Source organism: Serratia sp. NPDC078593 (assembly GCF_050268245.1).
Taxonomy (GTDB): Bacteria; Pseudomonadota; Gammaproteobacteria; order Enterobacterales; family Enterobacteriaceae; genus JBNNGK01.
In genome coordinates this window covers 20,051-41,915 of sequence record NZ_JBNNGK010000020.1, presented here as the reverse complement: position 1 = coordinate 41,915, position 21,865 = coordinate 20,051, and the positions used below count along the sequence as shown (strand labels likewise).

Genomic DNA, 21,865 nt, shown 5'->3' with positions numbered 1-21,865 from the left:
AATAGCCCGCCGCAGCGTGCGGGCAGTTTGTACTCAATCAGCCGTTTTTCATCGCTTCCAATTCTTCCCAACGGGCAAACGCCTCTTCCAGACGCATTTCCGCCGCGGCCAAATCACTCAATACCTGCTGCGTCTCGCTGTGGGGGCGCGAGAAGAAATCTGCATCGCTCACCTGCGTCTGCAACGCCTCTATTTCCGCTTCCAGTTGTTCAAGACGTTGCGGCAACTGTTCCAGTTCCCGTAACAGGTTATAGCTCAGTTTCGCCGTCGGCTTCTTCGCCTGTTCCGCTTTTTTCTCCACCGACTTATTTTGGCTCACTGGCGCAGCCTGACGAATTGGCTTCGCGGTCGCGCGCTGATGATGAGCATCAAAATACCCACCAACGAAGGTGCTGATAGTACCGTTACCTTCGAAGATCCAGCACTCAGTCACCGAGTTATCGACAAACTGACGATCGTGGCTCACCAACAACACCGTGCCCTGATAGCTATCAATTAGCTCCTCGAGCAACTCCAGCGTTTCGACGTCCAAATCGTTGGTTGGTTCATCGAGGATCAGTAAATTACTTGGTTTGAGGAATAAACGTGCCAACAGTAGGCGATTGCGCTCCCCGCCAGACAAGGCTTTCACCGGCGTCATCGCACGCTTTGGATGGAACAGGAAGTCTTGTAGGTAGCCCAAAACATGGCGTGAGCGGCCGTTGACCATGACTTCCTGCTTGCCTTCTGCCAAGTTGTCCATCACGGTGCGCTCCGGATCCAGCTCTGCACGGTGCTGGTCAAAATACGCCACTTCCAGTTTAGTACCGCAGTGAACACGACCGCTGTCGGCTGTCAGTTGACCAAGCATCAGTTTCAACAGCGTGGTTTTACCGCAGCCGTTCGGCCCAACCAGCGCAATTTTATCGCCGCGCTGGACTTGAGCAGAAAAATCTCGCACTAAGACTTTGCCACCGACTTGGTAATTGACGTTTTCCATTTCGAAAACGATTTTTCCCGAACGCACGGCCTCTTCCACCTGCATTTTGGCCGTTCCCATGACCTCGCGGCGCGCGGAGCGTTCATTGCGCAGCGCTTTTAGCGCACGTACGCGACCTTCGTTACGGGTACGTCGCGCCTTAATGCCTTGCCGAATCCACACTTCTTCTTGTGCCAGCTTGCGATCAAACTCAGCATTTTGTAACTCTTCTACCCGCAGTGCTTCCTCTTTGCTCAGCAAGTAGAGATCGTAATCCCCCGGCCATGACACTAATTTGCCACGATCCAAGTCGACAATCCGCGTTGCCATATTGCGAATAAACGATCGGTCATGTGAGATAAACACAATACTGCCCTGAAATTCTTTCAGGAAACCTTCTAACCAATCGATCGTTTCGATATCCAAGTGGTTGGTCGGTTCATCCAGCAACAACACACGCGGAGAACTGACCAGCGCACGCCCCAACGCCGCTTTGCGCAACCAACCACCCGACAATGAAGACAGCTCAGCATCGCCATTCAGCCCCAACTGGGCCAACACTTCACTGATACGGCTATCGAGTTGCCATAAACCTTGATGATCGAGAATCTCCATAATCTGCGCCATGCGCGTCAGGTTTTTCTCACTCGGATCAATTTCCACCTGATGTGAAATCGCATGGTAGGCTTTCAAGTGTTCTGCCTGCTCCGCCACGCCTTCGGCGACGAAGTCAAAAACCGTACCGCCGATATTACGCGGTGGATCCTGTTGCAAACGCGCTACGATCAAGTCTTGTTCGTAGATAACCCGGCCGTCATCTAGGGGAATTTCCTTACCCAAGATTTTCAGTAAAGTGGATTTACCTGCACCGTTACGGCCCACTAAACAAACGCGTTCATTGTCTTCAATGTGAATTTCGGTGTTATCTAAAAGAGGTGCATCGCTGAAAGACAACCACGCACCGGACATGCTAATTAACGACATAGTAATTATTTTCCTTCGCCGGCATGGGTGACCAGCCAGCAGTTATGAATCTGGCGATTACGTGCAAAGTCCTGCGATAGTGTCTGGGCGGTAATTTCTTTCGCCTCCAACCCCAGCGCATTTAACCCCGCCAGATCCATCTGGAAACCGCGTTTGTTGTTCGAGAACATGATGGTTCCTTTGCGGCGCAGTAACCGTTTCAAATCTTTCATCAACGCCAGATGGTCACGCTGTACGTCAAAGGTGTTTTCCATCCGTTTGGAATTGGAGAACGTCGGCGGATCGATAAAGATCACATCGAATTGTTCGTCGGCATTATGCAGCCAAGACAGGCAATCCGCCTGTATCAACCGGTGCTGTCGCCCCGTTAGGCCATTGGCGCGTAGGTTTTTCTCCGCCCACTCCAGATAGGTGCGTGACATATCCACCGTGGTCGTGCTGCGCGCCCCCCCCAACCCAGCGTGCACGCTGGCAGTGCCGGTATAGGCAAACAGGTTGAGAAAGTCTTTACCCTTGCTCATTTCGCCCAGCATACGCCGCGCAATACGGTGATCGAGAAACAGCCCGGTATCAAGATAGTCGGTCAGATTAACCCACAGTTTGGCGTTATATTCTTCCACCAGCAGGAACTCGCCCTTTTGCGCCAGTTTCTCATACTGGTTTTTGCCTTTCTGTCGCTCGCGGGTTTTCAGTACCAGCTGATTAGACGGCAGATCGAGCACCGCCAACGTCGCGTTGATCACATCAAACAGGCGCTGACGGGCTTTTTGGGCGTCAATGGTTTTAGGCGGCGCATACTCTTGTACCACCACTTTGCTGCCATAACGATCGACCGCCACGTTGTATTCTGGCAAATCAGCATCGTAGAGACGGTAACATTCAATCCCCTGCTGTCTGGCCCATTTATCCAACTTCTTGAGGTTTTTGCGCAAACGGTTTGCGAAGTCTTCCGCCACCTGTACGCCAGCGCTCCCCTGCGGATTAGCGGCTAACTGGTAGTTTTTCTGCACGCAATCCAATGGGCCATTTTTCGCTTTGAACTGGCGTTCTGCTCGCAATTGCAAACAGCTCAGTAGCTCTGGCGAGGCGCTAAACAGCGACAATTGCCAACCACCGAACGCACTCTTCATGATCCGACCCAGCATATTGTGCAACGCAATCAGCGCTGGCTCGCTTTCCAGACGCTCGCCGTACGGCGGGTTACTCACCACCGTACCCACGGGGCCTTCCGGCAGCGGATTGACCAACTTACTCACGTCGTTAACGTTGAAGGTCACCAGCTCAGCCACCCCCGCACGGCGGGCATTGGCACGCGCCATGTCAATCACCCGACGGTCGATATCTGAACCAAAGAAACGCGACGTGGTTTCTTGCAGGCCACGACGTGCTCGTACCTGCGCTTGCGTCACAACTTCACGCCATAGCTCGTCGTTATGGCCTTTCCACGCGCTGAAGCCCCAATGCTGGCGATGTAAGCCCGGCGCACGATCGGCAGCTATCATCGCGGCTTCGATCAGCAAGGTACCAGAACCACACATCGGATCGAGCAGCGGCGTACCCGCTTGCCACCCGGAACGCTGCACAATGGCGGCAGCCAGGTTTTCTTTCAACGGTGCCTGCCCGGTGAGATCGCGGTAGCCGCGCTGATGTAAACCTTCACCGCTCAGATCGAGCGCTACGCTAGCCATATCACGTTGCAGAAAAACGTTAACCCGGATGTCCGGCTGCTGCTTCGCCACGGTCGGGCGTTGATCAATTTTTCGCGTGAAGCTGTCAACAATGGCATCTTTCACTTTCAACGCGCCGTATTGGCTATTGCGGATCTCTTCATTCACACCGCTGAAGTGCACGGCGAAGGTGTTTTCTACACCGAAGATTTCTGTCCAATCGATCGCCTGAACACCGAGGTAAAGATCCAAATCACTGTGCACGCGGAATTCATTCAGCGGCAACAAAATACGTGAAGCCAAACGGCTCCACAGCAAACTTTGGTACAGAAGACGATCGTCACCCTGAAAATGTACCCCACCCTGCACAACTCGACAGGCGTGAGCGCCAAGCAGCTCCAGTTCGCTTTTTAACAGTTCTTCCAGTCCACGCGCCGTGCTGGCAAACAGAGAGTTCATATCGTACTTATCACCAAAAAGAAAATTGTCGCGCATTATACCCTAAATAATTCGAGTTGCATCGCGGCGGCAAGCCTGAGAAGCCCAAAACTCTCTCGCGGAGGCGAACGCAAGCGCAGCTCGAAAGAGGTTATTCGAAGTATAACGGGTATAGCTAATCTGCACCGCTTATCATAAAGTTGCTCTCTTCCGTTTTGTTTTTCTTTGCTTGAGGATTTGGGGTGATCACGCTTTCCAAACTGTACGTCCATCCGGTTAAATCAATGCGCGGTTTACAATTATCTCATGCACAGGTTGCCTCACATGGCCTGGCATTTGACCGCAGCTTCATGATCACCGCGCCAGATGGCACTTTTCTTACCGCTCGCCACTACCCCCACATGGTGTTGTTCACCCCGGCACTGCTGGCAGACGGTCTATACCTAACGGCTCCGAATGGCGAAAGTGCCACTATTCGCTTTAGTGATTTTACCGCCGATGCGCAGCCTACCGAAGTCTGGGGGAATCATTTCACCGCGCGCATTGCGCCAATGGCGATCAACCAGTGGTTAAGCGGCTACTTTCAGCGCGAGGTGCAGTTGCGCTGGCTGGGACAAGATCTGACACGACGCGTCAAAAGACACCCAGAGATTCCGTTGTCGTTCGCCGATGGTTATCCGTTCCTGTTAATCAATGAAGCCTCATTCCATGATGTGCAACAACGCTGCCCAAGCAGTATCAAACTGGAGCAATTCCGCCCGAATTTAGTGGTTACCGGTGCTGATGCATGGGCAGAGGACGGCTGGCAGGTCATCCGCGTTGGCGAGGTGATGTTTGATGTGGTCAAACCTTGTAGCCGCTGCGTCTTGACCACCGTCAGTACCGAGCGAGGACGCAAACACCCCAACGGTGAGCCTTTGAACACGCTGCAAAAATTCCGTACGGCAGACGGGGGAGGTGTGGATTTCGGCCAAAATATGATTGCGCGTAACAGCGGTATTATCCGCGTTGGTGATACGGTTGACGTGTTAGCGAACAAGCCACCTCGCCCCTATGGCGGCGGCGCCGTAGCGGAAAACGTACAAGCCCCCAATGATAGTGCACAAAGCATAACCATCGATTATCAAGGAGCGGTATTTAACGGCAATAACCAACAAGTTCTGTTGGAACAACTGGAACTGCAAGGCATCAACATTCCCTACTCTTGTCGGGCGGGAATTTGCGGCAGTTGCCGAATAAAGTTAGTGGACGGCGACGTTGCCCCGTTGAAGAAAAGCGCGGTGGCCAATAATGGCACCATTCTTTCTTGTAGCTGTATCCCTAAGACCAATATCAAGCTGGCTTGATTACACCGCCCTGTCGTAAGCGGGTGTCGACGCATCGCCCTGCGCGCAGGGCTTCAAACGATCGTGCATCACTTTAATAGCATCGCCCAGAACCATGGTACGCCCTGCGACCGACAAGTGAAATTGCGCCAGTAGACACAGGCTGGCATTATCCCCCGCCTCTACCACCAGCAAGCGCGCATCCTCACCACTTTCCATTACCTTTACCGCGACCAAATCGCCATTTTTAGGCTGTAAAGGAAAATGCTGTTGGGAAAAATGCCAGCTTTTCGGCATTAACGGTTTAAGGAAGCGATAAGCCACCAAGGCGTTTAATACCAATTCAGCACGTTGCTCATGACTGAGTTTAATCTGTTTGCACTGTTCTTCGTAGGTAAAATACAGCGCAGCGTCATCAACGCAGAAGGCGCATTCGCCAAACGCGTCTGGCGTCAACATTTTGGCCGGAAAACGTGAACGGAAGATCATCCCATTGGCTAAATCAAGCATTAGCCGATCGTGTTCAGCGTCAAAATACCAACGCCAATTATCGTCAGGTTTTATCTTCATTGTTTATCCTTAGCTTGCCACGAGCCAACGCCATATTTACGGCAAAAGGTGATTTTATCACCGTTAAAGCAGCCTAAACATCAGATAATTCCACAGATGATATTTACGCTAATGAACAAAATATAGACGAGCCGGGGGGAGAAATAAACCCCCGGCAACAAATGAAAGGAAAATTATTAGATATGGGTAACGATATCTTTAATCAAACGCGGGCCGTGGAAGATGAATCCAGAATAAATTTGCACCAGTGTTGCACCCGCTGCTATTTTTTCTCGTGCGGCGGTTAAAGAATCAACGCCACCCACACCGATTATCGGCAACTTACCCTGCAGCTCTTGCGACAATCGGCGGATCACTTCAGTGCTGCGCGATTGTAAGGGGCGCCCACTCAACCCTCCAGCTTGCTCACAGTAATTTAATCCTTGAACCAATTTACGATCTAACGTGGTATTGGTGGCGATCACACCATCTATATTGTGGCGCACCAAACTGTCAGCTATTTGGATCAATTCGTCTTCAGAAAGATCCGGCGCGATCTTTACCGCCACCGGTACATATTTATGATGGCGTGCATGTAAGTCAGCCTGTTTATTTTTAACGGCGGCTAAAAGATCGTCTAATGCCTCACCATACTGCAGGGATCGTAATCCCGGCGTATTCGGTGAAGAAATGTTGATCGCAATATAACCGGCATACGGATAAACTTTATCCATGCAGATCAGATAATCGTCTTTACCCTGCTCTACTGGCGTATCTTTATTCTTGCCAATATTAATCCCAAGAATGCCACCAAAGTGAGATTTTTTGACATTCTCAACCAGATTATCGACCCCAAGGTTATTAAACCCCATGCGGTTAATGATCCCTTCGGCTTCCACAATACGGAATAGGCGCGGCTTATCATTGCCCGATTGCGGGCGTGGGGTGACGGTGCCAACCTCGATAAAACCAAAGCCCATTTCGCCTAAGGCATCGATACATTCACCATCTTTATCCAGACCTGCCGCTAAGCCGATTGGATTCTTAAAAGACAGCCCCATGCAGCTCACGGATTTGGTCGGCACAGACTGACGAACAAGAAACGCTAAAGGAGTGCCGGTAACACGGCGCAGTTGGCGAAAAGTTAATTCATGCGCGCGCTCTGGATCAAACTGGAACAACGCTTTCCTGATGAGAGGGTAGTACATGTACGCTCCTGATTTCCCGGTTATATCCGTCATACTTCAGGCTACTTCATTGATGGCCGACTTGCCCCATCCCATGCACTTAGTTGAGTAAGCGCCAAGACATCGGTTCAGTTGCCGCCTTGATACCAGCCGAATCATTTTGTCTCTCTACCCTGCCTATTCGCAAATTATTCGGTAGAGCTGCAAACCGGGGGCGTATTATCCGTGATAATCAACCTAATTGGAATGGGTTAAACGCCACAACGGCGTTTTATACGCAATCGTTTACTTTGCGCAGGCACCGTAACGGGATCAACCAGCATCCCATGTTGCCATCGATAACGCGGTTAAATTTTTCTACCTAATGAGCGAAATAACACAAGGTGATAAGCAGACGTTGTCGCAGATGAAATCGCCGTGAACGAAAAGGGACGGCCTTTAGCCCGCCCCCAGACTGTAGACAAAACGTGTTATTAGGGAAAGCGCGCCGAAGGGGTCGTAGCGGCTTGCCGCCGGAGCGCCCCTCGGTGCGCTAGACCCGAGTATCTCAGGTTCAAAGACAACGTTGTTATCAACCTGATAGGACGGCCTTAGCCGCCCCCCAACTGTTGATAATGCCCGTTAACTGACTGAGCGCATCACGCAATAATTAGGCGTCTAGCGCTTTACTGATTTTTTCATACAGGTCGCCAGACAGATTCTCCAACGCTTTTAATTGCTCCAACGCCTCACGCATCAACGCCTGACGACCTGCATCATAGCGCTTCAGGCGAATCAGTGGCTCAATCAATCGCGCAGCAACCTGCGGGTTACGGGTATTCAGGTCACTGAGGATCTCGACCAGGAACTGATAACCGCTGCCATCTTCCGCATGAAATGCCGAAGGATTGGCGGAAGCGAACGCCCCCACTAAAGAGCGGGTACGGTTCGGGTTGCTCAGGCTGAACGAACGGTGTTGCAACAGGCTACGCACCGTCGCCAACACATTGCTCGCCGGGCTGGTAGCTTGCAGCGCAAACCATTTATCCATCACCAGACCATCATGATGCCAACGATCGTCAAACTCCGCCATCAACGCATCACGGCAAGGTAATTGCGCACCAACGGCAGCGGCCAACGCGGCCAGTGAATCGGTCATGTTGTCCGCACTGCGGAACTGCGCGGCCACCAGTTTGTCGGCCTGTTGCGCATCAGCAAAGGCCAAATAGCGCAAGCAGGTATTACGCAATGCACGCTTGGCAATGTCACCGTGCTCAACGCGATAGCCGTCAGTTTTGTTATGGTGATAAACCGCCAGCCATTCGTCAGTCATCTCCTGAGCCAAACAGCGGGTAATCGCCTCATGCACATTGGCAATCGCGATAGGGTCAATCACGGTAAACAGTTCGGCAATTTCACTTTCAGAAGGCAACGTCAGGATTTGCGCCGCCAGCGCCGGATCCAGCTTTTCATCCAGCAACACAGCGCGGAAGGCATCAGCAACGTGCAACGGTAATGTCAGCGGTTGTTTCTGCTGATATTTAGCAACGTTCAATTTGATATAAATTGCCAACAGACTTTGTGCTGCGTCCCAACGGGCGAAGTCATTGCGCGCATGCTGCATTAAGAAGGTCAGTTGTTGATCACTATACGGATAATCCAACTTTACTGGCGCAGAAAATTCACGCAGCAGCGAAGGCACGGGCTGATGCTCAACACCGTCGAAGATAAAAGTTTGCTCGGCTTCGGTGACATTCAACACGTTATTAACCGGCAAACCGTTTTTCTGCAGTGTAATCACCTCACCGTCGCTGCCATAGAGTTCGATATTTAGCGGGATATGCAACGGCAGTTTTTCGGCTTGATCGGCTGTCGGCGCAGTATGTTGGCTAACATGCAGGCGATATTGCTGCTGTTCGGCATTGTATTCGTCGCGTACCGTCAACGTTGGCGTACCTGATTGACTATACCAGCGGCGGAACAGTGACAAATCAACATTGGAGGCATCCTCCATAGCCTGCACAAAATCGTCACAGGTGGCGGCGCTACCATCGTGGCGCTCAAAATACAGCTGTATGCCTTTTTGGAAGTTCTCTTCGCCCAACAGGGTGTGCATCATGCGAATGACTTCTGAACCTTTTTCATAGACCGTCAGCGTATAGAAATTGTTCATTTCAATCACTTTGTCCGGACGTATGGCGTGCGCCATCGGGCTGGCGTCTTCAGCAAATTGCGCACCGCGCATCACCCGCACATTATCAATGCGGTTTACTGCGCGCGATCCCAAGTCTGAACTGAACTCTTGATCGCGAAATACGGTTAGCCCTTCTTTCAGACTCAGTTGGAACCAATCACGGCAGGTGACGCGGTTGCCGGTCCAGTTATGGAAATACTCATGGCCGATAACCGCTTCAATACCCAGATAATCTTTATCGGTGGCCGTTTCAGCTTTCGCCAACACGTATTTTGAGTTAAAGATATTTAACCCTTTGTTTTCCATCGCGCCCATATTGAAGAAGTCCACCGCGACTATCATATAAATATCGAGGTCGTACTCCAGACCGAAACGGGTTTCATCCCATTTCATTGCATTCTTCAATGAGGTCATCGCCCAATCAGCACGATCAAGATTGCCGCGATCGACAAACAGTTCTAACGCGACCTCGCGGCCAGAGCGGGTGATAAAACTGTCACGCAACACGTCGAAATCACCCGCCACCAGCGCAAACAGATAGCTCGGTTTCGGGAAAGGATCTTGCCACTGCACCCAATGGCGGCCATCGTCCAATTCACCTTCAGCGACTTTGTTGCCATTAGACAGCAAAAACGGATAACGCTGCTTGTCAGCCACTATTCGGGTTGAGAAGCGCGCCAGTACATCCGGCCGGTCAAGATAATAGGTAATATGACGGAAACCTTCAGCCTCACACTGGGTACACAACGCCTCACCAGACAGATATAACCCTTCTAATGCACTATTCTTTGCTGGGTGAATATCATTGACAATGGTAAGGGTAAATTGTTCTGGTAATTGCTCAATAACCAGTTGGTTGTCCTGTAGACGATAGGCATCCCACGCCTGCCCTTCAACCTGGATACTCACCAACGTCAGATCTTCACCGTTCAGCAGCAACGGCGCGTCGGCAGCACCTTGGCGCTTAATTTGGCTGACGGCAGTGATCCGGGTCGTGTCTGCATTTAGATCAAAGTTTAAATCGATGTCGGTAATCGTGTAATCAGGCGCGCGATAATCGTGGCGATACTTTGCCTGTGGCTGTTGTGTCATACAAACCCTTTGACGTCTCAGTGAGTTACGGATAATGGGCCGTTGCCTGCCCGACGACTGCGGGCGGGTAAACCCCGATTCAGATTGTAAATAAACTGTATCACAGTCACGAAAAAATCCCATAGACGGCGAAGGATGTGTAACAGAATTGCGCGACGGATCATTGTTAAGCCTGCCGTCATGGGTAATAACCGCGAGACAAATCCTAAAAATAGCATTTTATGCTAAAAAAGAGTAAACGCTTGTGCCATGACGTCTTTTGATACGATGATATGATTATACCTTCGGATTCAATGACGCGTGGTTGTGATGAAAGTTAAATATCTTATTTATTTCTTTACCTTTTCATTAACATCCTCTTTTGCCATTTTCATTTGTAATGAACTGACAGAAGCACGTACGCAATATAACGAAAGCGCTTTAAACTTATATAAAATCCAGCGTGCCGAAGAGATTTCTGCCGCTTTTCAGCACAGTTTGCAATCACATCGCTTGAAACGTTTAAGCCTGCTCAGTAACAGCATCGACGATAGCCTGTGGCAAGAATCTGACAGCAAGGCCAGAGAGAAAATCGAAAAGATTCGACCATTTATTGACAGCAAAAAATCGCAACAGTTGGGGGCTCAACAAAAATTCGCCATCCAATCAATGCTGATTTTATTAGAGAAATTACTGGATAATGATACCCGTCAGTTAATGCAACGCCCCAACGATCCCAGTAATTTATTCAATATAAACAGTGCATATTATATTACCCAGGCCAGCAAAGATTACTACCGATATACCTACGAAGCGCGGATGCTCAATGCCGACTCATTCCTTTTCCTTGAGGCTATTCGTTTAAATAACCAGCTTAATATTTCATTGACCGAGCTGATCGATCAAATTATTGACGTAAACATCAACAGCCTGGATAGGAAGAATGCGTATTTAAAAGCGATTCAATTAACCGGCGTGTTAAACGCACTCAGCTCCCGACTGACTTTCATGAAAATCGCTTATGAAGATGCTAAAACCACATCGATTATCAATCAGTTACTGCAACATGTTTCCCGCAAAGAAACCGATCGGATCGCCAGCGAACTGTATGAGTCGACCACGCATAACAGCGCATTCGATGCAGATTTCATTTATCAATATGTAAAAACCATTAGCGAGCTTTCCCAGCAGCTGTATCAGCGCAGTTTCAACCTGGAAATGATTGCGTCGCGCAATGAAATGTACCGCAGCCAAGCCGCGATTGACGGCATGATTTCTCTCGGTGTTTTAATCACGCTGTTCTTTTTATTACCCTCCCTGATTTTCTGCTCCAACATCAGCCGCTGGCTGACAAAAACGCAAAACAATATTCAGCGATTATCACAAGGCGATATGGCCATTGATACCAATGAAGTGTTTTACAGTCAGGAGTTGATTGCGATTGGTAACGCTATTAATCAATTAAAGCTCTACCATATGGAAAAGATTCGCTTAGAAAATGAAAAATTTTCCTTAATTAAAGAGTTGGAAACATCATCGTATCTCGACCCATTAACCAATATCTATAATCGCCGCAAGTTCTTTCGTCAATGCGCAGCGCTCGATGACAGCAGCTACCCACTCGCATTCTGCCTCATCGACATCGATAACTTTAAAGTCCTTAATGACACTTACGGGCATGACGTCGGCGATCGCGCACTCGTCGCATTTGGTGAGCTATTGCGCGGCGCTTTCCGCAGCAATGATATTTTTTGTCGTTACGGTGGTGAGGAGTTCGCGGTCATCCTTGGCCATTGTACCTTACAGCACGCCCGTGCAGTGATGGAAAAACTGCGTCAACAAACACACCTGTTGCAGTTACCTTTGGCCGAAGGCGGCAGCGTGAGTTTTACCATCAGCTGCGGGATTGCTGAGGTTTCCCACTTTAAACAGTTACAAACGGCGATCAAAAAGGCGGATGAAGCGCTGTATTTTTGCAAGAAAAACGGTAAAGACAGTATCGCAACACACCCGGATATTCATTTTCTCTAAGCCTGTGTTTAAAATAATTAACCTTATAATTTTTATCACTAATTCAACTAAGTTACTCAGTTTATTGGTTTATCTGTCTTTCATTGTTGCTAACGCCGGCTAACGCCGAACAAGCGCACGTTTAATCCTCGACCCTCATCGATAATTTGTGGTGTGATGGCGCTTCAATAACAGGATAATCCGGGTATACTCCTTCATCTTTTTGATCATGCCCAAATCATGCAAGTGACGTCATGACGACAACTGAGCGTATCCTCGCAAACGTGGCAATAACGGTTTGGAGGGACATCAGATTGCCAATAACGAAACAGCTTGACGTATACCGGAACTATCCAGGTTTGGACACGCGCCTGACGAGGATGCTGTAACGCGCTATGACTCAATACGCCTCCCCGATTTTGACATCACTGCTTGATACTGATGCTTACAAGCTTCATATGCAGCAAGCAGTATTCCATCGCTATTCCACGATCGCAGTCGCGGCGGAATTCCGCTGCCGTGGCGACGAGTTACTGGGAGAATATGCCGATGAAATCCGTGCGCAAATCGCGCTGATGAGCCAACTGGTGCTAACGGAAACTGAATATCAGTATCTCTCAAGCCTGCCCTTCTTCCAGCAGGATTATCTTAACTGGCTGCGCCATTTCCGCTATGATCCGCAACAAGTCAGCATTGACGATCGCGACGGTAAATTACACATCCGTATCACCGGGCCGTGGCGCGAAGTCATCCTGTGGGAAGTGCCATTACTGGCCATGATCAGCGAAGTGGTGCACCGCCACCGTTCGCCGCAGGTCACACCTGATATGGCCGTTACTCAGTTACGCAGCAAGCTGGCTGAATTCAAAAAAATGGCCGCAGATGTGGATATCTCGCGCTTCAAGCTGATGGATTTCGGTACTCGCCGCCGCTTTTCACAAGCGGTACAGCACGCTATCGTCAGCACCTTAAAGGAAGAATTCCCTTATCTGGTCGGTACCAGTAACTACGCTCTGGCGCACCAACTCGGCCTAACGCCAGTCGGTACCCAAGCGCACGAATGGTTCCAAGCTCATCAGCAAATCAGCCCCGTGCTGGCAAACAGCCAACGCGCCGCGCTACAGGCCTGGCTGGATGAATACCCAAAGCAATTGGGCATCGCCTTAACCGACTGCATCACCATGGACGCCTTCCTGCGCGATTTCGGCCCACAGTTTGCCAAACATTATCAGGGCCTGCGGCATGACTCCGGCGATCCCTTCGCCTGGGGCGAGAAAGCCATCACCCACTATGAAAATCTCGGCATCGATCCGGTCAGTAAGACGTTGGTGTTTTCTGATAATTTAGATTTGGAGAAAGCCTTGGCGCTATACCGCCGTTTCGACCAGCGCGTCAATCTGGTCTTCGGTATCGGCACGCGCCTCACCTGCGACATTCCCGATGTCAAGCCATTGAATATCGTAATCAAATTGGTGGAGTGTAATGGTAAACCCGTCGCTAAATTGTCTGACAGCCCGGGCAAGACCATTTGCCAAGACAAGGCCTTTGTCAACGCCCTGCGTAAAGCGTTTGATTTACCGCGCGTAAAAAAAGCCAGCTAATGACAAAGCCGGGTGAAATCCTCACGCCGGCTTTTATCTCTTTGCCTATCATCCCCGCCCTTTTCCCCTACGCCAAGAAATAATGTTGCATCATTCTGACGATTTCTACTTGTGCTCTGCACTGCGGCAAGTAACATAGTCGAATCCCCATTTTCTTGGGTTGTTAGCTATTTCTTACATCAAATCAATTAAAGAGAGAAATCTATGAGCGTAGTGCCTGTATGCGACGTGCTGCAAGGACGTGCTGCGGTTGACAGTGAAGTCACCGTGCGCGGCTGGGTGCGTACCCGGAGAGATTCTAAAGCTGGTATCTCCTTCCTCGCCGTTTATGACGGCTCCTGCTTTAATCCGTTACAGGCCGTTGTTAATAATTCTCTGCCGAATTATCAGGATGAAGTTCTGCATCTGACCACCGGTTGCTCTGTTGAAGTCACCGGTAAAGTGGCCGCCTCACCCGGCGAAGGCCAAAGTTTCGAACTGCAAGCAACCGCAATTAGCGTCGTAGGCTGGGTGGATGATCCCGATACCTACCCGATGGCGGCCAAACGTCACAGCATTGAGTATCTTCGTGAAGTCGCCCACTTGCGCCCACGTACCAACCTGATTGGTGCCGTTGCGCGTGTGCGCCACACCCTGGCGCAGGCTATTCACCGCTTCTTCCATGAAAACGGTTATTTCTGGGTTTCAACACCGCTGATCACGGCCTCGGATACCGAAGGCGCGGGTGAAATGTTCCGCGTATCAACGTTGGATATGGAAAATTTGCCACGTGACGATAAAGGCGCGGTCGACTTCGGCCAGGATTTCTTCGGTAAAGAAGCCTTCCTGACCGTATCCGGTCAGTTGAACGGTGAGACTTACGCTTGTGCGTTATCTAAAGTTTACACCTTTGGCCCAACCTTCCGTGCAGAAAACTCCAATACTAGCCGCCACTTGGCTGAATTTTGGATGATTGAGCCAGAAGTCGCCTTTGCCAGTCTGGACGATGTCGCAGGCTTAGCGGAAAGCATGCTGAAATATGTTTTCCAGGCAGTTTTGAACGAACGTGCCGACGATATGCAGTTCTTCGCTGAACGCGTAGACAAAGATGCCGTTGAACGCCTGAAGCGCTTTGTGTCTTCCGATTTTGCTCAAGTGGATTATACCGACGCCATCGACATCCTGGTAGCATCCGGGCAAACCTTCGAAAACCCAGTGTCTTGGGGTATCGACCTCTCTTCAGAGCATGAGCGTTATCTGGCCGAAAAACACTTCAAGGCGCCAGTAGTCGTCAAAAATTATCCAAAAGACATCAAAGCATTCTACATGCGTATGAATGAAGACGGTAAAACCGTGGCGGCAATGGACGTATTAGCCCCGGGTATCGGCGAAATTATCGGTGGTTCACAGCGTGAAGAACGCCTCGATGTGTTGGATCAGCGCCTGGAAGAAATGGGGCTAAATAAAGAGGATTACTGGTGGTATCGCGATCTGCGTCGTTACGGCACCGTTCCACATTCTGGCTTCGGTTTAGGTTTTGAGCGCTTAATCGCCTATGTGACCGGGGTACAAAACGTGCGTGACGTCATTCCATTCCCTCGTACGCCACGTAACGCGAGCTTCTAATTTATTAAATCTGCGCGTTTTACTACCATTTTGTTACAAAACAAAGGCCAGCCTCGCTGGCCTTTCGCATTTTTTATTCTTGACCTGCGTCACAAAGTTCCCTTTCATTAATATTTAGTTACACAATGTTTCTTTTTGAAACCTGATTAGGGTATTAGTATCATTTTCGTTCTAGATTAACCTGACGGTGAATGGAACACTGCATGCAGACACAGAACGACACCAATCTATCAACAATAGTTCCAAAAGAATTATTGTCGGCAGTGGCAAGGTGTCCGAATAACACCAATGAGGGTAATTATAATGATGAAGCGCAACATTCTTGCAGTGGTAATCCCGGCTTTGTTGGCTGCCGGTGCAGCAAACGCTGCCGAGATCTATAACAAAGATGGCAACAAGCTGGATCTGTACGGTAAAGTTGACGGCCTGCACTACTTCTCTGACAGCAAAGGCGATGATGGCGACCAGTCATATGTCCGTTTTGGCTTCAAAGGTGAGACTCAGATTAATGACCAACTGACCGGTTACGGCCAGTGGGAATACAACATTCAGGCTAACAACAGCGAAGGCGGTTCTGATGCTCAGGACGGCAACAAAACGCGTCTGGGCTTCGCGGGTCTGAAATTTGCCGACTACGGTTCTCTGGATTACGGCCGTAACTACGGTATCGTCTATGACCCAATGGGCTGGACCGATATGCTGCCAGAATTCGGTGGCGACTCTGCAGGTAGCGACAACTTTATGGTTGGCCGTTCTACCGGTCTGCTGACTTACCGTAACAACGATTTCTTCGGTCTGGTTGACGGCCTGAACTTCGGTGTTCAGTATCAAGGTAAAAACGAGCGCGACGATATCAAACGCTCCAATGGCGACGGTTGGGGTGTGTCCTCTACTTATGAAACACCAATCGGTGTGGGTATCTCCGCAGCCTATGCGTCATCTGACCGTACCGATGGCCAGACTACCGCAACCTATGGCCGTGGCGATGGTCGCGCTGAGCAGTGGGCAACTGCGCTGAAATATGACGCGAATAACGTCTACTTGGCAGCAATGTACGGTGAAACACGCAACGCCACCTACATTAAAAACAGCAACACCAACAGCGCACAAAACGGCGCTACCGGTTTCGCTAACAAAGCACAGAACTTAGAATTGGTCGCTCAGTATCAGTTCGATTTCGGTCTGCGTCCTTCTCTTGCCTACGTTCAGTCCAAAGGTAAAGATATCGAAGGTATCGGCGATGCTGACCTGATCAAATATGTAGAAGTCGGTGCGACTTACTACTTCAACAAAAACATGTCTACCTATGTTGATTACAAAATCAACCAGTTGAATGACAACAACCCGCTGGGTCTGAACACCGACGATATCGTAGCAGTGGGTCTGGTTTACCAGTTCTAATTCGTTACACACTTAACGGTGGTTCGCCATCGCGACGTGATAAAACAGGGCTTCGGCCCTGTTTTTGTTTTTAGGTACGGTAAATTATTATGCTACCGGTATCCCCTTTCCCGTCATTTTTTGTGCTGAATATGCACTCATCACAAGATCGATGTGTTTTTCTCGCAAACGGTTGGCAAAGCGCATGTCTGGCGCTACCCTGATGTCTCTGACAGCTTAACTCTAAGCCATGGAAGCATCTGACATGTTTGAAAACATCACCGCAGCACCTGCCGATCCTATTCTGGGTCTGACTGACATTTTCCGCGCGGACGCTCGTCCAACTAAAATTAACCTCGGTATTGGCGTCTATAAAGACGAAACGGGCAAAACGCCGGTGTTAACCAGCGTAAAAAAAGCCGAGCAATATCTGCTGGAAAATGAAACCACCAAGAATTACCTCGGTATTGAAGGGATCCCGGCTTTCGCCACTTGCACACAGGAACTGCTGTTCGGCAAAAATAGTTCAATTATCGCTGATAAACGCGCTCGCACCGCGCAAACGCCGGGTGGCACTGGAGCGCTACGCGTTGCAGGTGATTTTATCGCCAACCAAACCGACGCCAAACGTGTGTGGGTCAGTAACCCTAGCTGGCCTAACCACAAAAACGTGTTCCACGCTGCAGGTTTAGAAGTACTGGAATACGATTATTATGATGCAGCTAATCATTCACTGAACTTCGATGGCCTGATCGCCAGCCTGAAGCAAGCACAGGCGGGTGATGTGGTGGTGTTCCACGGCTGCTGTCATAATCCAACCGGTATCGACCCAACCCCTGAACAATGGACACAGCTGGCTGAGTTGTCTGTCGCCAACGGTTGGTTGCCACTGTTTGACTTTGCCTATCAAGGTTTTGCTAACGGTTTGGAAGAGGATGCCCAAGGGCTTCGTATTTTCGCGGCAAAACATAAAGAACTGATTGTTGCCAGCTCTTACTCTAAAAACTTTGGTCTGTATAACGAACGTGTCGGTGCCTGTACCGTTGTTGCTGCTGATAGCGAAACTGCCGATCGTGCATTTAGCCAGGTAAAAGCCGCTATCCGTGCTAACTATTCCAACCCACCGTCACACGGTGCTGCCGTGGTTGCCACGATCCTGAGTAATGAAGCGCTACGCGCCATCTGGGAGCAAGAGCTGAGCGACATGCGTCAACGTATCCATCGCATGCGTCAGTTGTTCGTGAACACCTTGCAAGAAAAAGGGGCGAAGCAAGACTTCAGCTTCATCATCAATCAGAATGGAATGTTCTCTTTCAGCGGCTTGAGCAAAGAACAAGTACTCCGTTTACGTGATGAGTTTGGTGTCTACGCAGTGAATTCTGGCCGCGTCAACGTAGCAGGCATGACGCCTGACAATATGGCACCGCTGTGTGAAGCCATCGTCGCCGTGCTGTAAAACAGTATTCCACCCATAGAAAAGGGGCGCCAAGCGCCCCTTCGTTATTTCTGCCGGGAAATAACGTTACCAGACTGCCGGCTCTTCACGCAGGAACGGGTTGGTTTGGCGCTCATGGCCAAAGGTCGACATCGGGCCATGACCTGGAATAAACGCCATATCATCACCTTGTGGTAACAATTTAGTACGAATAGAGTTGATTAATGCTTGATGATCACCGCGAGGGAAATCGCTGCGCCCCACACCGCCATTAAACAGCACGTCGCCCACTAACGCCAGACGCGCGTTTTCGTTGATGAACACAATATGTCCTGGAGTGTGCCCGGGGCAATGCAATACTTTCAACGCCATCTCACCAACCTGGACACCATCGCCTTCGGCTAACCATTTATTCGGTGTCAGTGGCGCGCACTCTTCCATACCAAACATACGGCTTTGTGCAGGTAACCCTTCCAGCCAAAAAGCATCCTCTTTATCTGGACCGTAAATCGGTATCTGATAATACTCAGCCAGTTCCGCTGCCGCACCAACATGATCGAGATGCCCATGCGTCAATAATATTTGTGTCAGCGTAACCCCGGCTTCCGCGACTGCAGCCTTAAGCTTTTCAGCTTCGCCACCGGGATCCACCAGCGCTGCCTGCTGCGTGCTTTCACACCAAACCAGCGTACAATTTTGACTGAACGCAGTAACAGGAATAATTTGATATTTCATAAAGCCCCAAACTCACTGAGCCGAACCTTTCTGGCCGACACATTCAATCAGGGTACAACATTAACTACCAGGTTCGTGCTGGGCCGGTATCAATGTGTACGAAGTTGCTACGTGGATAATATCCTACACCGCCTGCCCGCATTTTTAACGCGGCTTTGCGAATATGACTCAACTGGATACCTTCAATATGGAAATCCATCGCCTGCCCTTTGGTGTGATAGCTGTGCTTCGCCACACCACGGCTGCGGCCACGTAACGCATTGTTGGTACTCAGCGATCGATAACCTGAAATCAGTTGCACGGGTTTCGTGGTACCCAACAGACTTTGCAGACGGAAAAGCTGATCAAACAACTGTGGGTCAATTGATTTGACTTTATTCGCGCGATAATCGCGGAAAAGATGATTTAAGCGGGCTAACTCTTCTTTATTGTAACCTTTACCATCAAAGAATTCCGCTTTAAGCGACTCTCCCGTATTGAGATTATTGATCAACAATATACGTGGGCGAGAAGTAGAAAGGCTGGCAAACGCTTGCCCGGGCAGCAGTGCTATACCCATGGCGGCAGTACCTAAAGCCAGCCATTTACGACGGTTATGATCTATTGTATCCATGTTTACGTTAAATCCGGCAAAAATATCAAAAAATATGCACAAAAAAGCGCACTGACCGAACCATAACCGCCCAGACAGGCTGAGTCAACCATCGGTATCCCTTGGTGTATCGGCGCTCATCGCCTGAGCGCCAATAACATGGTCCAGTATTCTGACCGTTATTTATTTATAATTACTGCATTTATTGCATTAATTTTTCGGCCTGAGCCAAAATTTGTGCGCCGGATCTCGCCGTATTATCGTAATTGTAAATATCTGTACGGAATTGTGGCTTGCCGTCTTCAGAAACCCAGGCGGTTAAATAATACAATTTAACCGGGATACGCTGACGAATATTGACGAACGTGGTATTACCTTGTTTTAAGGTCGAAGAGACGCGACTATTGTTCCATCCCGCATCCTGCAACAACATATTCGCCAAATCGGACGCTTTATTCACACGAACGCAACCAGAACTCAGAGCACGAATATCTTTCTGGAACAAATTATGGTTCGGCGTATCGTGCAAATAAATAGCATCTGAACTCGGCATATTGAATTTGAAACGGCCTAGCGAGTTACTGGCTCCCGGCGCTTGGCGAATACGATACGGGAAGTTACGTGCAGAGACTCGACTCCAATCAATCATCGAGGGATCAATGACTTCTGCATCATTGCTCCAACCGGAAAGTATCGTGTATCCGTGTTTTCTGAAGTAGCTGGTATCACGCATCGCTTTCGGCACAATATCTTCACGCACCAAGGTTGTTGGGACATTCCAAGGCGGATTGACCACCACATTGTTCAATGCGCTGCTCATCATCGGCGTTTTACGGCTCGGACGACCCACAATCACGCGTGATGACAAGACTTCAGTTCCGTTCTGGTAATAGCTCAGTGAATAATTAGGGATGTTAACCATAATGCCATTGCTGACATGCCCCGGCAGAATGCGTAACCGTTGAATGTTCAACGCCAGCAACGAAGCTCGCATTTGCGGCGATACGTTTAGCCACTCACGCGTTCGCACACCGACGATGCCATCCGCACTCAGCCCCTGCCATTGCTGAAAGCGTTTAACCCCCTCAACCAACTCCTCGCTATAGCGGTTATCAGCGCTTGAAACCTGGCTCGGTGGTTGTCGCAAGAATGTACTCTCGCTCGGCGCATTAAGATTCTCCACCGATGTAGACGACGGGCTAACTACCGTAGCACGACTGTTACGCAACCCTTCTTCATCGACGGATAAATCATCCATCACCGGCGGCGTATCAGTGTTGTTTACCACTGTGGGCTCTTGAGTGAACAAGCTTGTAGCCGGCGCCTCATTTAGCATGCCGGTTCGCTGCAAAATTTCACGCAGTGCCGGAATGTCATTGCTGGTTTGCCCCGGGCGCAAGCTTGGCCCCCCGCCTACCCGCGGCCAAGGGCGGTTGTCGGCCAGCATTTCTCGCAGCGCCTGATGCATCTTAGCGTACTGTGGATGTTGCGGCGCTAACGATTCAACGAAGATCCGCGCCTTGCCCTGCCGTACCGCCAACTGCCACTGGTTGATTACCGTCGTCGGCGGTGTCGCCAGTTTGTACGGAATGGTACTGTAAAGCCATTGGTTACCGTTGGCTCCGATCGAGGAGACAAATTGCAGGTAGCCTATCATCGCATCCGACAACACAACATCCCGGGCCATATCGCTAATAGCCGGATCGGTGAGCTGCTTAACCCATTGGCTAAACTGCGGCTGGATACCGGAAATAGCTAATTCTGCTAACTGCTGCTGGAACTGCTGTACCGCTTCACGATCCTGCCACATCGGCTGCATGTGATTAGCCGCATACAGTGGTGCTAACGTAGTAAGGTAATGTGGCGTCACGCCGCGTGGTAATGCGGCAAGCAACTCAGAACGGCTTTGCGCTACTGACATGCCTGAGCCAGAGGAAGCAGTGGAAAACGCAGGCACGGCCGCCCATGCAGGTAGCGACGTGGTAAAGCTACCAACAATTGCACAACTCAACGCCAAGCGTCGTACCGTGTTTCCTTTTATAAACAACATCCCTTGCCCCCTGTATGTTTGCAAAAAACACAACAAAGATTACTGATTAATTTAAGTATACAAACAGAAAGGCTGTTTTGCTTTGGGCACAACAGGATTACTGTT

Annotated in this window: 14 protein-coding genes; 6 read left to right on the top strand and 8 right to left on the bottom strand. The window is 49.9% G+C overall.

Features of this window, described 5'->3' with window-relative positions; all coding sequences use genetic code 11:
- Positions 1–37: 37 nt before the first annotated feature.
- Positions 38–1,942, bottom strand: a complete 1,905-nt coding sequence (locus tag ACQKDS_RS17775; protein ID WP_399673043.1) for an ABC transporter ATP-binding protein — start codon at positions 1,940–1,942, stop codon at positions 38–40.
- 5 nt (positions 1,943–1,947) lie between these two features.
- Positions 1,948–4,068, bottom strand: a complete 2,121-nt coding sequence (gene rlmKL, locus ACQKDS_RS17770; RefSeq protein WP_399673107.1) for a bifunctional 23S rRNA (guanine(2069)-N(7))-methyltransferase RlmK/23S rRNA (guanine(2445)-N(2))-methyltransferase RlmL — start codon at positions 4,066–4,068, stop codon at positions 1,948–1,950.
- Positions 4,069–4,289: 221 nt separating this feature from the next.
- Between rlmKL and ACQKDS_RS17765 the strand changes: the two genes are divergently transcribed.
- On the top strand, positions 4,290–5,393 hold the full coding sequence (locus tag ACQKDS_RS17765) for a YcbX family protein (RefSeq protein ID WP_399673044.1): 1,104 nt from the start codon (positions 4,290–4,292) through the stop codon (positions 5,391–5,393).
- Here the strand turns inward: ACQKDS_RS17765 and ACQKDS_RS17760 are convergent, their stop codons facing one another.
- The 3 genes from ACQKDS_RS17760 to pepN form a co-directional block, all read right to left on the bottom strand.
- The gene (locus tag ACQKDS_RS17760) at positions 5,394–5,942 is read right to left on the bottom strand and encodes a cell division protein ZapC (protein WP_399673046.1); all 549 of its coding nucleotides are present in this window, start codon (positions 5,940–5,942) and stop codon (positions 5,394–5,396) included. It abuts the gene before it with no gap.
- Between the two features lie 176 nt (positions 5,943–6,118).
- Positions 6,119–7,129: a quinone-dependent dihydroorotate dehydrogenase gene (gene pyrD, locus ACQKDS_RS17755; RefSeq protein ID WP_399673048.1), complete on the bottom strand. Its 1,011-nt coding sequence runs from the start codon at positions 7,127–7,129 to the stop codon at positions 6,119–6,121.
- 628 nt (positions 7,130–7,757) lie between these two features.
- Positions 7,758–10,373, bottom strand: a complete 2,616-nt coding sequence (gene pepN / locus ACQKDS_RS17750; protein ID WP_399673050.1) for an aminopeptidase N — start codon at positions 10,371–10,373, stop codon at positions 7,758–7,760.
- 309 nt (positions 10,374–10,682) lie between these two features.
- On the opposite strand from pepN, the gene ACQKDS_RS17745 reads away from it, so the two are divergent.
- From ACQKDS_RS17745 to ACQKDS_RS17725, 5 genes are all read left to right on the top strand, one after another.
- Entirely contained in the window at positions 10,683–12,383 is a 1,701-nt protein-coding gene (locus ACQKDS_RS17745; protein WP_399673109.1) for a GGDEF domain-containing protein, read from the top strand.
- 374 nt (positions 12,384–12,757) lie between these two features.
- Complete coding sequence (pncB, locus tag ACQKDS_RS17740) at positions 12,758–13,963, top strand: nicotinate phosphoribosyltransferase (protein WP_399673053.1); 1,206 nt, start codon at positions 12,758–12,760, stop codon at positions 13,961–13,963.
- A gap of 204 nt (positions 13,964–14,167) precedes the next feature.
- Positions 14,168–15,568, top strand: coding sequence for an asparagine--tRNA ligase (gene asnS / locus ACQKDS_RS17735; protein ID WP_399673055.1), 1,401 nt, complete (start codon positions 14,168–14,170; stop codon positions 15,566–15,568).
- Positions 15,569–15,871: 303 nt separating this feature from the next.
- Positions 15,872–16,969: a porin OmpF gene (ompF, locus tag ACQKDS_RS17730; protein ID WP_399673058.1), complete on the top strand. Its 1,098-nt coding sequence runs from the start codon at positions 15,872–15,874 to the stop codon at positions 16,967–16,969.
- 244 nt (positions 16,970–17,213) lie between these two features.
- Positions 17,214–18,404 (top strand): amino acid aminotransferase, encoded by a 1,191-nt coding sequence (locus tag ACQKDS_RS17725; protein ID WP_399673060.1) that lies wholly within the window; start codon positions 17,214–17,216, stop codon positions 18,402–18,404.
- A 66-nt stretch (positions 18,405–18,470) separates the two neighbouring features.
- Here the strand turns inward: ACQKDS_RS17725 and ACQKDS_RS17720 are convergent, their stop codons facing one another.
- From ACQKDS_RS17720 to ldtD, 3 genes are all read right to left on the bottom strand, one after another.
- The gene (locus ACQKDS_RS17720) at positions 18,471–19,118 is read right to left on the bottom strand and encodes an MBL fold metallo-hydrolase (protein WP_399673063.1); all 648 of its coding nucleotides are present in this window, start codon (positions 19,116–19,118) and stop codon (positions 18,471–18,473) included.
- A gap of 64 nt (positions 19,119–19,182) precedes the next feature.
- Positions 19,183–19,731: a DUF882 domain-containing protein gene (locus tag ACQKDS_RS17715; RefSeq protein WP_399673066.1), complete on the bottom strand. Its 549-nt coding sequence runs from the start codon at positions 19,729–19,731 to the stop codon at positions 19,183–19,185.
- A 181-nt stretch (positions 19,732–19,912) separates the two neighbouring features.
- The gene (ldtD, locus tag ACQKDS_RS17710) at positions 19,913–21,760 is read right to left on the bottom strand and encodes a L,D-transpeptidase (protein WP_399673069.1); all 1,848 of its coding nucleotides are present in this window, start codon (positions 21,758–21,760) and stop codon (positions 19,913–19,915) included.
- Between the last annotated feature and the right edge of the window lie 105 nt (positions 21,761–21,865).